The organism is Amycolatopsis vancoresmycina (genome assembly GCF_000716785.1).
Taxonomy (GTDB): Bacteria; Actinomycetota; Actinomycetes; order Mycobacteriales; family Pseudonocardiaceae; genus Amycolatopsis; species Amycolatopsis vancoresmycina.
Window position 1 is genome coordinate 35,801 of record NZ_JNYY01000014.1, and the last position, 12,719, is coordinate 48,519.

The following is a 12,719-nucleotide window of genomic DNA, read 5'->3' on the forward strand; positions in this document are numbered from 1 at the left end:
GAACTCGCCTTACCACTCACGACCGGTGGGTCAGGTGGTCTGGCCGGGCATCGCGATCGCGGCCGGCTTCTCGCCCGCTTCGGAACGCCAGGGGGTGCCGCGGCGGGCGGCCGCGACCAGGGCGTGCAGGGCCGTCGTGCGCAGGCCCGCGTCGTCGGTGTGGTTGACGACCGCCAGCCAGGCCGACGCGCAGTCCGCCTCGGCCGTCGCGACCACCTGCGACGCCGACTTCGCGTCCGTCACCGGGTTCTTCGGCACGTACGCCGCCTCCGGCGCGACCGGGGTCGCCCCGGCCGCCGAGAGCATCGTCTGCAGCAGGTCACGGCGGAGGGCGTGCTCCGCCGCGCCGCTCTTCTCGGCGTCGCCGAATTCGCCCGGGAGGAAGGCGCTGACCAGCCCGTACACCCAGACCGCCGCGTGCTCGGCGGCCAGCGCGCCCTGCAGCGGGTCCACCGCTTCCGGTGGCACCGCACCGGAGGCCGCGGCGGGCGGCTTCGGGGCGTCCTCGCCGGGGCCCAGCGCCGGGGCGGTGCGCTGCAGGGCCGCGCAGCCCGCCGCCACCGCGGCGACCAGCCCGGCGCGGTAGCGCGGCAGCCCGGGCACCAGGTCTTCGGCCTGCTTGCGCGCGGCCGCCAGCCGGTCCTTCAGGTCGCCCAGCGCCGCGGGGGCCGGCGGCGCCGGTGACGGCGACGGCGTGGGCCGGTTCAGCCGGTCCACTTCGGACTTGAGGGCGGCCGCGTGCGCCGCGCGCGCGTCGGCGAGCTGGCCGGCGGCGTCGGCGTCCGCGCCCTTGGCCAGCGCCCGTGCGGCGTCGGCGTCGGCACGGGCGGCAGCCAGCAGCGGCTGCAGCGGGTCGGGGCTTTCGTCGTAGCCGGGCCCGCAGGCGGCGAGGGGAACGGCCAGTGCGGCCAGCGCCCCCGCGCGGAGGGCGGTCCGGCGGGTCAGCTCGGTCGGTCTTCCGGTCACGCCGCCCCATCCTGCCAGGCCCCGGGGCGGCCCCGCCGCTCGCGCGGGCTCAGCGGGCGACCGGATAAGCTGGTCCACCACCGACCCGCGCAACCCAGCCCGAACCAAGGAGAGCCCCACGTGCCAGGAGAACTCGCCAGCCGGCTTCAGCCGATAGTGGCCGAAGCCGTCACCGCCGCGGGTTTCGACCTCGATTCGTTCGAGGTGCAGCAGGCCGGCCGGCGGCAGCTGGTCAAGGTCGTCGTCGACGCCGACGACGGGGTCGGGCTGGACGAGGTCGCCGAGGTCAGCCGCAAGGTTTCGGCGGCGCTCGACGAGAACGACCACGTGCTGGCGAGCGCCTACACGCTGGAGGTCACCTCGCCGGGGCTCGACCGCCCGCTGACCCAGGCCCGGCACTGGCGGCGCGCGCGGTTCCGGTTGGTCAAGGTCACCCCGGCCGACGGCGCGGCCTTCATCGGCCGGGTCGGCCACGCGGGCGAGCACGCCGCCCGCGTCCTCGAAGGCGGCAAGATCCGCGACGTCCGCTACGCCGACGTGGCGAAGGCGGTCGTGGAGATCGAGTTCAAGCAGCCGCCCGCCGAGGACCTGAAACTGCTCGAAGACGACGCGTCCGGCACGAACGCCGCCGAGACGGAGAAGGGGTCGAAGTGAACGTCGACATCGCCGCGCTGCGGGCGATCGAACGGGACAAGGACATCCCCTTCGAAACGGTGATCGAGGCCATCGAGACGGCCTTGCTCACCGCGTACAAGCACACCGAGGGCCACCAGCCGCACGCCCGCATCGACATCGACCGCAAGACGGGCCTGGTGCGCGTGCTCGCGCACACGCTGACCCACGACGGCCAGGTCGACGAGGAGTGGGACGACACCCCCGAGGGCTTCGGCCGGATCGCCGCCACCACCGCGCGCCAGGTCATCCTCCAGCGGCTGCGCGACGCCGAGCACGAGAAGACCTTCGGCGAGTTCTCCACCAAGGAGGGCGAGATCGTCGCCGGCGTCATCCAGCGCGACGCCCGCGCGAACGCGCGCGGCATGGTCGTGGTCCAGGTGGGTGACACCGAGGGCGTGCTGCCGTCCGCCGAGCAGGTGGCCGGGGAGTCCTACGAGCACGGCAGCCGGATCAAGGCGTACGTCGTCACGGTCTCGCGCGGCAACCGCGGCCCGCAGATCACGCTCTCGCGCTCGCACCCGAACCTGGTGCGCAAGCTGTTCGCGCTCGAGGTGCCGGAGATCGCCGACGGGACGGTCGAGATCGCCGCCGTCGCGCGCGAACCCGGGCACCGCACGAAGATCGCGGTCAAGTCCACCGTGGCCGGCGTCAACGCCAAGGGCGCCTGCATCGGCCCGGTCGGCGCGCGCGTGCGCAACGTGATGAGCGAGCTGGCCGGCGAGAAGATCGACATCATCGACTACTCCGAGGATCCGGCCCGCTTCGTCGGGAATGCGCTGTCGCCCGCGAAGGTTGTTTCGGTACGAGTCGTGGACGAGCGGGCGAAGACCGCCCGCGTCGTGGTGCCGGACTTCCAGCTGTCGCTGGCGATCGGCAAGGAGGGCCAGAACGCCCGCCTCGCCGCCCGCCTGACCGGCTGGCGGATCGACATCCGCAGCGACGCCGCACCGGCGGACGACGAGGGTGATCAAGACCACGCCCGTCCGCCGCGGCCCGCCGCGACAACCGGTTCGGCTGAGTGAAGGTCGAAGCGCTAGACTCAGGAGTGGTTCGAAGCCCGCGGCGGGTAGCCGAGCACCAGCCCCACCGGAATTCCCCGGTGCGGACTTGTGTCGGCTGCAAGCGGCGGGCATTGATCGGTGAGCTGCTGCGCGTGGTCGCGGTGGCCGGGCGGGTGGTCGTCGACGAGCGTCGGCGGCTGCCGGGCCGGGGGGCTTGGCTGCACCCCGACCCGGACTGCCTGGCCAAGGCCGAACGGCGGCGAGCCTTCCCGAGGGCCCTGCGGGCTCCGGGAGCGCTCGACGCCCGCGAGGTCCGCGAGCACGTCGGGCGCACCACCCCGCACCACGACCCCGGGACGTCCCCGGGGGCGCGAGGAAGCAAGGAAGCAGGTCGACCCGTCATGAGTCAGCCGTGAAGCTGAAGCCATGAGCGTCAGACAATAAGGACGAGGTCAGCGGGTTCTCCGCCTGGCCTCCCCTAGATGAGGAGAGTTGTGCCAGGCAAGGCCCGCGTACACGAGCTCGCGAAGGAGCTCGGCATCACCAGCAAGGACGTGCTCGCGAAGTTGAAGGAACAGGGCGAGTTCGTCAAGTCCGCGTCGTCCACGGTCGAGGCGCCCGTCGCCCGCCGTCTCCGCGACGCGTATGCGCCCAAGGGCGCCAAGAAGCCCACGCCCGGTCCGTCGGCGCGTCCCGGTCCGCCGGCCGCCAAGCCCGGGCCCGCCGCTCCGAAGCCTCCCGCGCCTGCCCAGCAGGCTCCGGCGGCCCAGGCGGCTCCGGCCCCGTCGGTCCAGTCGGCGCCGGCCGCACCCCAGCAGCAGGCGCCCGCCGCGTCGAAGCCGGCCACCCCGGGGCAGCGCCCCGGTCCGCGGCCCGGCCCGCGCCCGGCCACGCCCGCACCCCAGCAGCAGGTCCCGGCCGCGAAGGCCGAAGCTCCTGCCGCGCCCAAGCAGGACACCCCGGCCGCGCCCGCCCAGGGCGGCACCGGCTCGGTCGTCCCGCCGAAGCCGCAGGGCCCCAAGCCCGGCGGTCCCAAGCCCGGCCCGCGCACCCCGCGCGTCGGCAACAACCCGTTCGGCGTCGGTTCCGGCGCTCCGGCCCCGCGTCCGCAGGCTCCGCGCCCCGGCGGCGGCCAGGGCGGCGACAACCGGCCCCCGCGTCCCGGCGGTGGCGCCGGCGGTGACCGTCCGGCCCCGCGGCCGGGTGGTGGCGCCGGTGGCAACCGGCCGAGCCCGGGCAACATGCCCCCGCGGCCGAACCCCGGCATGATGCCGGGCCGCACGCAGCGTCCCGCCGGTCCCGGTGGCGGCGCCCGCGGTGGCCCCGGCGGCGGCGCCCGCGGTGGCCCCGGTGGCGGCGGTCGTCCCGGTGGCGGCGGCGGTTTCCGCGGCGGTCCCGGTGGCGGTGGCGGCGGCGGTGGCTTCCGCGGTGGCCCCGGTGGCGGCGGCGGTGGCGGCGGCTTCCGCCCGGGTGGCGGCGGTCCCGGTGGGGGCGGCGCCCCGGCCGGCGGCGGCGGCTTCCGCGGTGGCGGCGGCGGTCGTGGCGGCCCCGGTGGCCGTGGCGGTACCGCGGGTGCCTTCGGGCGCCCCGGTGGTCCCTCGCGCAAGGGCCGCAAGTCGAAGCGGCAGAAGCGCCAGGAGTACATGGACAACATGCAGGCGCCCAGCGTCGGCGGCGTCCGCCTGCCCAAGGGCCAGGGCGAGACGATCCGGCTGCCGCGCGGTGCCTCGCTGACCGACTTCGCCGAGAAGATCGACGCCAACCCGGCTTCGCTGGTGCAGGTGCTCTTCCACCTCGGCGAGATGGTCACCGCGACGCAGTCCGTGTCGGACGACATCCTCGAGCTGCTCGGCGGCGAAATGAACTACAACGTTCAGGTCGTCAGCCCCGAGGAGGAGGACCGCGAGCTGCTGGAGACCTTCGACATCACGTATGGCGAAGACTCCGGCGAGGAAGAGGACCTGCAGGTCCGGCCGCCCGTCGTGACCATCATGGGTCACGTCGACCACGGTAAGACCCGACTGCTCGACACGATCCGGAAGACGAAGGTCCGCGAGAGCGAGGCCGGCGGCATCACGCAGCACATCGGTGCGTACCAGATCGAGACCGAGCTCGACGGCAACCCGCGGCTGATCACCTTCATCGACACCCCGGGTCACGAGGCGTTCACCGCCATGCGTGCCCGTGGTGCGAACTCGACCGACATCGCGGTGATCGTGGTGGCGGCCGATGACGGTGTGATGCCGCAGACGGTCGAGGCGATCAACCACGCGCAGGCCGCCAAGGCCCCGATCGTGGTCGCGATCAACAAGATCGACAAGGAAGGCGCGAACCCGGACAAGATCCGGCAGCAGCTGACCGAGTACGGCCTGGTCGCCGAGGAGTACGGCGGCGACACGATGTTCGTCGAGATCTCCGCGCGGCAGAACATCAACATCGACGGCCTGCTCGAGGCGATCCTGCTGACCGCCGACGCCGCTCTGGACCTCCGGGCCAACCCGGACATGGAGGCCCAGGGTGTCGCGATCGAGGCGCACCTCGACCGCGGCCGCGGCCCGGTGGCCACCGTCCTGGTCCAGCGCGGCACGCTGCGCGTCGGTGACTCGGTCGTGGCGGGTGACGCCTACGGCCGCGTCCGCCGGATGGTCGACGAGCACAACGTCGACGTGACCGAGGCGCTGCCGTCGCGTCCCGTCCAGGTCATCGGGTTCACCTCGGTGCCGGGTGCGGGCGACACCTTCCTGGTGGTCGACGAGGACCGCGTCGCCCGGCAGATCGCCGAGCGCCGGTCGGCTCGCACGCGCAACGCGCTCAACGCGTCGCGCCGCAAGCGGGTCAGCCTCGAGGACCTCGACTCCGCCTTGAAGGAGACGAACAGCCTCAACCTGATCATCAAGGGTGACAACTCGGGTACGGTCGAGGCCCTCGAAGCCTCGCTGCTCCAGCTGGACGTCGGTGACGAGGTCGAGCTGAACGTGGTCCACCGCGGTGTCGGTGGCGTGACCGAGTCGGACATCGACCTGGCGACCGCGTCCGACGCGATCGTCCTCGGGTTCAACGTCCGCGCCCAGGGCAAGGCGACTGAGCGGGCCACCCGCGAAGGCGTCGACGTCCGGTACTACACGGTCATCTACCAGGCGATCGACGAGATCGAGCAGGCCCTCAAGGGCATGCTCAAGCCGGAGTACGAAGAGGTCGAGCTGGGCCGCGCGGAGGTCCGCGAGGTCTTCAAGTCCTCCAAGATCGGCACGATCGCGGGTTGCCTGGTCATGTCCGGCGAGATCCGGCGCAACGCCAAGGCCCGCCTGCTCCGCGACGGCACCGTCGTGGCGGAGAACCTGCCGATCAGCTCGCTGCGGCGGTTCAAGGACGACGTGGTCGAGGTCCGCGAGGGCTACGAGTGCGGTCTGACGCTCGGTTCGTACGGCGACATCAAGGTCGACGACGTGATCGAGACGTACGAGCAGCGCGAAAAGCCGCGGGCGTAATGCCTGTGTCCCCGGGTGTGCGGCTTCCGCCGCGCACCCGGGGTTCCCATCCCTACGACACCATCAAAACTGCCTATGTTCGTCGGAGCTCTCGAGCTCGACATCCTGCTCGGCGACGTCCATTCGCTGAAGCAGAAGCGATCCGTGGTCCGTCCGGTGCTGGCCGAGGTGCGCAAGCGCTTCGCCGTGTCGGTGGCCGAAGCCGGGCACACCGACCTGCACCGCCGGACCCTCATCGGGGTGGCCGTGGTCGCCGAAGGTGGCGAGCACGTCCGGGACGTGCTCGACTCGTGTGAGCGGTACGTGGCGAGCCGGCCGGAGTTCGAACTGCTTTCCGCGCGCCGCCGGCTGCTCGGTCCGGACGATTAGCACTTTTCTAGGAGAACGACATGGCCGATCCTGCTCGGGCTCGCAAGCTCGCCAAGCGGATCTCGCAGATCGTCGCGTCGGCGATCGAGCACGAGGTCAAGGACCCCCGGCTGGACTACGTGACCATCACGGACACGAAGGTCACCGGCGACCTGCACGACGCGACGGTGTACTACACGGTCCTCGGCGAGAAGCTGGACTCCGTCCCGGACTTCGCCGGTGCGGCGGCCGCGCTCGAATCGGCGCGCGGCGTGCTGCGCACGAAGGTCGGGCAGGGCACCGGGGTCCGCTACACGCCGACGCTGACGTTCGTCGCGGACACCATCCCCGAGGAGTCGAAGCGGATCGAAGACCTCCTCGCCAAGGCCCGCGAGGCCGACGCGGAGGTCGCGCGGCGCGCCACCGGTGCCCAGCACGCGGGCGAAGCCGACCCGTACAAGGCCCCGCGTGAAGCCGAAGACGACGAGTTCGCGGAGGAGGAGAGCCGGGGCTGACCCGTGCTCTCCCGCCGCGGTCTGCTCGCCGGCAGCGCACTCGCGCTGCTGGCGGGCTGCTCGCCCGCCGAACCCCCGCCCGGCCCGCCGCCGGTGCCGGCCCCGTCCCGGCCGTCGGCGCCGTCCGACCCGGTGACGGTCCAGCGGATGCCCTCGGCCGCCCGCGGCACCGACGTCGACCTGGTCCTGATCACGCCGTCCGGGGTCCCGGCCGCGGGGCTGCCGGTGTGCCTGGCCCTGCACGGCCGCGGCGCCCGGGCCCGGACGTTCCTCCAGCTGGGCGTGCCGGACGTGCTGACCGCGGCGGTCCGCGCGGGCACGCCGCCGTTCGCCGTCGCCGCGGTCGACGGCGACCACTACTGGGTCGAGACGAAGGCCGGCGACGACCCGCAGCGCATGCTCACCGACGAAGTCCCCGCCTGGCTGGCCGGGCGCGACCTGCGCCCGCCCTCGGCGGTGTTCGGCATTTCGATGGGCGGCTTCGGCGCCTTGCGGCTCGCCCGCGCCCACCCGGACCTGAAGGCGGTCGCCACGGCGAGCGCGGCGCTGTTCGTCAGCTGGCCGGACGCCCGCAGCCGCAAGGTGTTCGCGGACGAAGCGAACTGGCGGGACTCCGAACCCTTGCTGCACACGGCCGAGCTGCGCCCCGGCGGGTTGGGCGTGTGGTGCGGCGAGTCGGATCCGTTCCTGGGTGCGGACCGCCGGCTGGTGAAGGCGGTTTCGCCCGCGGTGTCCCGGTTTTCGCCGGGCGGCCACGATGACGAATACTGGCGGGGCGTACTGCCGGAGATCGTGAAGTTCGTGGGGGAGCGCCTGGCATGACCGAGGTGGCCAAAGCCGTCTGGACCGACGCGGCGGCCACGAAGGTTCACCGGTCAGGGTCGTGAGTGGTAAGGCGGGTTCTAACCCGCCTTACCACTCACGACCGGCCGCGGCAGACCAGCACGACCCGGCGAACGTATTTGGTCACCGTACTAGCTGCGGGCGAACAGGATCGCCTGCGAGACTTCCGCGTCCGGGTTCAGCGCCCACTCCGCTTCGACCGTGAACCCGGCCTCGCGCACCCGCCGCGCCAGCCACCACGGCTGCCGCAGGTGCACGTTGACCTGCATCGGGTGCCCGCCGTAGCCCGACGTCTTCACCCGCGTTCCCACGCCGACGTGGTAGCCGATGACCAGCAGGCCGCCCGGCCGCAGCACGCGGTGGAAGTGCCCCAGCGCCACCGGGACCGCCTCGTCCGGGACGTGGATCAGCGACCAGAACGCCAGCACCCCCGCCACGGACGCGTCCGCGAGCGGGAGGTCCGTCATCGACCCCACGTCGAACCGCAGCTCCGGGTGGCTGCGCCGGGCCAGGTCCACCATGCCCGGGGACAGGTCGATGCCGGACACCGCCAGCCCGAGGGACGCCAGGTGGGCGGTGAAGTGCCCGGGCCCGCAGCCGACGTCCACCGCCGGGCCGCCGGCCTCCGCGGCGAACAACGCCAGCGCCGCCCGCATGTACGGCTGCTTCTCGAGCACGCCGGCCACGAACTCGGCGTAACTCGAAGCCACCGTGTCGTACGACGTGCGGGTGTCGGCGAGCCAGCTCACGGGCGCAGGCCGTCGAGCACCAGGGCGAGCCCGTGCCGCCAGTCCTGCGCCGCCGAAGCCGCCGCGAACACCACCGCGAAGTCCACGAGCCGGAAGTCCGGCCGCAACACCCCCGCGTCCTGGGCGCGCGAGACGATCCCCTGCATCCGGGAAGCGTTGGCCTGCTTGGCTTTCTCCAGCCCCGACGCCGGGTCGAACGTCCGGGAGCACACCTCGGTGAAGCCGCGGTCGGACACCTGCATCAGCACCGAACGCTCGACGAACAGGACGAAACCGGCCCACGGGTCCGCGCACGCGAGGGCTTCCTCCAGCACGGCCTCGGCTTCCTGCAGCGTCGGCAGGAACGCGGCTTCGACGAGGTCCGCCCGGGTCGGGAACCGGTTGTAGAGGGTGCCGATCGCGACCTCGGCGCGGCGGGCGATCTCGTCGAGCGGGGCGTCGACACCTTTGGCGCGGAACACTTCCCGCGCCGCCGCGACCAGGGCTTCCCGGTTGCGGCGGGCGTCCGCGCGCAGGGGGCGTTGCTCGACGGTCACGGTCCGCGAGTATAGCCGCGTACGCCTGGGCGGCCCGCCCGGTTGCCTCCTGATCGGAACCTCACAGTGCCCGCTTCGGGCGTCCGCCGGGAGCACAATGGGACCCAGCGGGGGTGAACCCGCACCGAGGCGGCCACCGAGGGAGGTCGGCAAACCATGCACTCCGATCTCTCCCCGTCGGGCCGCACCGGAGTCCTCCTGGTCGGCACCCGCGGGCAGCGGGGCCCCGGGGAGGTGCTGATCAGGATCAGGGGCGGCCTGGAAACCTTCCTTGCCTGGTCCGACACGGAGCTGCCGAAGGGCACGACCGTCCTGGTCGTGGAAACCCGGGGCCGGCGCACGGTCGACGTCGTGGCGTGGGACGCCTCGGATCCTGCTTCCTAGTGTTCGCAGAAGGACAGTCGATGTTCGGTTATCGCGTGCCTGCTCCCAACGAGGCGATGCTGATCTCCGGGGGCAAGAGCAGCAAGGGCGCGTCGCCGTTCCGGGTCGTCACCGGCCACGGTGCGTTCGTCATGCCCGTTTTCCGGAAGGTCCGGTTCCTCACGCTCGCGATGTGCGAGGCGGAAGTGACCGAAGTGTGCGTGACGAAGCAGGCCATCGCCCTGACGGTCCGGGCGGTGATCGCGTTCAAGGTCGGCAACGACACCGAGAGCATCGTCAACGCCGGCCAGCGGTTCCTCTCCGACCAGGACCAGATGTCCGTGCTGACCGGCCGGATCTTCGCCGGCCACCTGCGGTCCATCATCGGCTCGATGACCGTCGAGGAGATCATCACCGAGCGGCAGAAGCTCGCCACCGAGGTGCTCGACGGCTCGGCGGTGGAGATGGCGAAGATCGGCCTCACCGTCGACGCGCTGCAGATCCAGTCGATCGACGACATGAAGCTCGGCTACATCGCCGCGATGGCCGCGCCGCACAACGCCGCCATCCAGCGGGACGCCCAGATCGCCCAGGCCGTGGCGAACCAGACCGCGGCCGAAGCCGAGCAGAAGTCCCAGCGGACGCAGGCCGAGTACGCCCGGCAGACGTCGATCGTCCAGGCGCAGTACCGCGCCGAGGTCGAAGCGGCGCAGGCGCAGGCCGCCCAGGCCGGCCCGCTCGCGCAGGCGAAGGCGCAGCAGGAGGTCATCGACGCGCGCACCGAACTGGCCCAGCGCGAAGCCGAGCTGCGGCAGCAGCAGCTCGTCGCCGAGGTCATCAAGCCGGCCGACGCCGAGGCCGAGCGGATCCGCATCCTGGCGCTCGCCGAGGCGGAGAAGATGCGCGTGCAGGCGGAGGCGGCCGCGTCGAACAACCGGGTCGCGCTCGACCGGATGCTCATCGACCAGCTGCCGCAGATCGTCAAGGAAGCCGGGCGGGGCCTGTCGGGGGCGAACGTCAACATCCTCAACGGCGCCGACGGCCTCGGCGAGATGGCTGCCGGGCTCGTCGGCCAGGGACTGTCCATCCTGGACTCGGTGAAGCGCGGCCTGAGCACGCCGCCCGCCCCGGCCGGCGCGCCGGCGGAGAACGGTCAGGCCCCGGCGGAACTCACGCAGTAGCTCCTTCAGGACGCGGGTTTCACCGCGACGACCAGGTCACGCAGGATGGCCTGGTCGACGCGGTGGGCGAACTCGTCCCACGGGCCGCCTTCGCGGACGTCCAGCCCGGCCTTCCGGAGCACCTCGACGAGCTCTTCCCGCGGCAGCACGGTCGTGTTCCACGAGATGCCGAGCGCCCCGCCGGGCCGCAGCACCCGCGTCCACACCGGAACGGCCGCCGCGAGCAGGTCGCGCGGGCTGCGCTGCAGACCCGCTTCGCGGTGGCTGCCGTGCTGGACGCCGTACGGCGCGTCGGTGACGATCACGTCGAACGAGTTCGCCCGCAGCACCTCGTCGGTGGTCAGCGTGTCGGCGTTGAAGTAGGTGAGCTTGCGCGTGTCGCCCGCTTTGTACGCTTCCTTGTCCAGCGCGTACTCGATGTCGAGCCGCCGCCCGAGCCGGACCTTGTTGCGCCGCAGCTGCCCGGACTCGGCGGTGTGCTTCACGCGCTTGTTCCGCAGCCACGTCTTGATGAAGGCCTCGTACGCCTCGAAGTCCTTGGCGTCGACGTCCAGGCCGGTCGCGTGCAGGCCGTACATCATCGCCTGGTTCAGCGTGGTGCCGCGGCCGCACAGCGGGTCGAGCAGGTACTTCACCTTGCCGGAGAACGGATCCGCGGTCGCCAGCAGCGTGACGTTCACCAGCAGCTTGGTGAACAGCTCGTTCGTCTTGCCCGCGTACTTCTGGATGGTCAGCAGGTCCGAATCGGCCTTCGCCAGCGGTGTCACCCGCACCGGACGGAGGACGCCGTCACCCAGCTCGAACAGCGCGTACAGCGACGAGAGGTTCGACAGCAGCGCGAGGTCGCCTTCGGCCAGCGGCGCCGAGCTGGTGAAGCGGACGTAACCGACGCCGCCGAGCTCGACCTCCTCGATCGCGGACAGCTCGGCCGCCAGGCCCGCGCCGAACACTGCCAGCTCGGCGCGCAGCAGCGCGGGGGCGGAGGCGGCGTAGACCCGGTTGGCCGAGGGGTAGACCAGCATCGCGTACTCAGGCATCCCGCAGAGCGTAGCGTGACGCACTGTGACCCCTACTTCGGCGCAGGACATCCGGGACGCGGCCGCCCTGCTCGCGGCGGCAACCGACGTGACGATCCTCGGCCACGTGCGGCCGGACGCGGACGCGCTGGGCAGCGCGCTCGCCCTCGGCCGGGCCCTGCGGCAGCGCGGGGCGAAGGTGCGTGTCTCCTTCGGCGAGCCGGACGAAGCACCGGAGACGCTGCGGTGGCTCGACGAGGACGGCCTGCTCACCCACCCGGACGACCTCCCGGACACCGAGGCGCTGCTCGTGTGCGTCGACACGCCGACGCCGAAGCGGCTGGGCCGGCTCGCCGGGCGCGTCGAGCTCGCCGGCGCGGTGCTGGTGATCGACCACCACGCGACCAACACCTTCTACGGCACCTGCCACGTCGTCGACGAGACGGCCGAAGCCAGCGCGGTCCTGGTGTTCCGGATCCTCGACGCGATGGGGATCGAGCCGGACGAGCCGATCGCGCGCGGGATCTACGCGGGGATCGTCACCGACACGAGCGGGTTCCGCCGGGCGAGCCCGGAGACGCACCGGATGGCGGCCCGGCTGCTGGCGGCCGGGGCGGACCCGGAGGTGATCGTGCGGCGGATCGTCGACGAGCGGCCGTTCACCTGGCTGCCGATGCTGTCGTCGGTGCTGCGCGAAGCCCGGCTGGAGCCGGAAGCCGCGCAGGGCCGCGGGTTCGTGCACGCGGTGGTGCCCCTCGAAGCCGCGCGCACGGTCCGTGGCGAGGAGGTCGAGTCGGTCATCGACGTCGTCCGCTCGGTGCGCGAGGCGGCGGTCGCGGCCGTGCTCAAACAGGACCCGGCGCAGCCGGATCAGTGGCAGATTTCGTTGCGCAGCATCGGGATCGACGTCTCGGCGGTGGCGGCGGAGTTCGGCGGCGGCGGGCACCGGCAGGCCGCCGGGTGCACCATCGCGGGTTCGGCGGACGAGGTCGTGGCGGGGTTGCGCGAAGCGCTGGAGCGGGCGCCGCTGCTCTAGGC

The 12,719-nt window shown here is 72.6% G+C and carries 14 protein-coding genes; 10 read left to right on the forward strand and 4 right to left on the reverse strand.

The window, feature by feature from the left end; all coding sequences use genetic code 11:
- Positions 1-30: 30 nt before the first annotated feature.
- Positions 31-966: a ferritin-like domain-containing protein gene (locus tag OO60_RS29330; protein WP_033262540.1), complete on the reverse strand. Its 936-nt coding sequence runs from the start codon at positions 964-966 to the stop codon at positions 31-33.
- Positions 967-1,086: 120 nt separating this feature from the next.
- Here OO60_RS29330 and rimP point away from each other — a divergent pair, with 120 nt between their 5' ends.
- From rimP to OO60_RS29360, 7 genes are all read left to right on the forward strand, one after another.
- Complete coding sequence (gene rimP / locus OO60_RS29335) at positions 1,087-1,620, forward strand: ribosome maturation factor RimP (protein ID WP_033262541.1); 534 nt, start codon at positions 1,087-1,089, stop codon at positions 1,618-1,620.
- Positions 1,617-2,663, forward strand: a complete 1,047-nt coding sequence (gene nusA / locus OO60_RS29340) for a transcription termination factor NusA (protein WP_033262542.1) — start codon at positions 1,617-1,619, stop codon at positions 2,661-2,663. The genes rimP and nusA overlap by 4 nt, the downstream gene beginning before the upstream one ends.
- Positions 2,664-2,740: 77 nt before the next feature.
- Positions 2,741-3,058: a YlxR family protein gene (locus tag OO60_RS45520; RefSeq protein WP_081911274.1), complete on the forward strand. Its 318-nt coding sequence runs from the start codon at positions 2,741-2,743 to the stop codon at positions 3,056-3,058.
- 78 nt (positions 3,059-3,136) lie between these two features.
- Positions 3,137-6,130, forward strand: a complete 2,994-nt coding sequence (infB, locus tag OO60_RS29345) for a translation initiation factor IF-2 (protein WP_033262543.1) — start codon at positions 3,137-3,139, stop codon at positions 6,128-6,130.
- A gap of 75 nt (positions 6,131-6,205) precedes the next feature.
- On the forward strand, positions 6,206-6,499 hold the full coding sequence (locus OO60_RS29350) for a DUF503 domain-containing protein (protein ID WP_003083991.1): 294 nt from the start codon (positions 6,206-6,208) through the stop codon (positions 6,497-6,499).
- A 20-nt stretch (positions 6,500-6,519) separates the two neighbouring features.
- Positions 6,520-6,993, forward strand: a complete 474-nt coding sequence (gene rbfA, locus OO60_RS29355) for a 30S ribosome-binding factor RbfA (protein WP_003083993.1) — start codon at positions 6,520-6,522, stop codon at positions 6,991-6,993.
- Positions 6,994-6,996: 3 nt separating this feature from the next.
- The gene (locus OO60_RS29360; RefSeq protein WP_003083995.1) at positions 6,997-7,815 is read left to right on the forward strand and encodes an alpha/beta hydrolase; all 819 of its coding nucleotides are present in this window, start codon (positions 6,997-6,999) and stop codon (positions 7,813-7,815) included.
- 152 nt (positions 7,816-7,967) lie between these two features.
- Here OO60_RS29360 and OO60_RS29365 read toward each other — a convergent pair whose 3' ends face one another.
- Entirely contained in the window at positions 7,968-8,585 is a 618-nt protein-coding gene (locus OO60_RS29365; protein WP_003083997.1) for a class I SAM-dependent methyltransferase, read from the reverse strand.
- Positions 8,582-9,121: a TetR/AcrR family transcriptional regulator gene (locus OO60_RS29370; protein ID WP_003083999.1), complete on the reverse strand. Its 540-nt coding sequence runs from the start codon at positions 9,119-9,121 to the stop codon at positions 8,582-8,584. The genes OO60_RS29365 and OO60_RS29370 overlap by 4 nt, the downstream gene beginning before the upstream one ends.
- Positions 9,122-9,277: 156 nt before the next feature.
- On the opposite strand from OO60_RS29370, the gene OO60_RS29375 reads away from it, so the two are divergent.
- Both OO60_RS29375 and OO60_RS29380 read left to right on the forward strand, forming a co-directional pair.
- The gene (locus tag OO60_RS29375) at positions 9,278-9,505 is read left to right on the forward strand and encodes a hypothetical protein (protein ID WP_003084005.1); all 228 of its coding nucleotides are present in this window, start codon (positions 9,278-9,280) and stop codon (positions 9,503-9,505) included.
- A 35-nt stretch (positions 9,506-9,540) separates the two neighbouring features.
- Positions 9,541-10,665, forward strand: a complete 1,125-nt coding sequence (locus tag OO60_RS29380) for an SPFH domain-containing protein (RefSeq protein ID WP_240490697.1) — start codon at positions 9,541-9,543, stop codon at positions 10,663-10,665.
- Between the two features lie 5 nt (positions 10,666-10,670).
- Here the strand turns inward: OO60_RS29380 and OO60_RS29385 are convergent, their stop codons facing one another.
- Positions 10,671-11,702, reverse strand: a complete 1,032-nt coding sequence (locus OO60_RS29385) for a TRM11 family SAM-dependent methyltransferase (RefSeq protein WP_205624172.1) — start codon at positions 11,700-11,702, stop codon at positions 10,671-10,673.
- Between the two features lie 25 nt (positions 11,703-11,727).
- Here OO60_RS29385 and OO60_RS29390 point away from each other — a divergent pair, with 25 nt between their 5' ends.
- A complete protein-coding gene (locus tag OO60_RS29390; protein WP_003084012.1) occupies positions 11,728-12,717 on the forward strand; it encodes a DHH family phosphoesterase in 990 nt (329 codons plus the stop codon).
- The last annotated feature ends 2 nt before the right edge of the window (positions 12,718-12,719 follow it).

Coding starts and splice junctions, on each gene's coding strand:
- rbfA (WP_003083993.1), top strand. CDS start 6,520: ATGGCCGATCCTGCTCGGGCTCGCAAGCTCGCCAAGCGGATCTCGCAG.
- OO60_RS29375 (WP_003084005.1), top strand. CDS start 9,278: ATGCACTCCGATCTCTCCCCGTCGGGCCGCACCGGAGTCCTCCTGGTC.
- OO60_RS29385 (WP_205624172.1), bottom strand. CDS start 11,702: ATGCCTGAGTACGCGATGCTGGTCTACCCCTCGGCCAACCGGGTCTAC.
- OO60_RS29350 (WP_003083991.1), top strand. CDS start 6,206: ATGTTCGTCGGAGCTCTCGAGCTCGACATCCTGCTCGGCGACGTCCAT.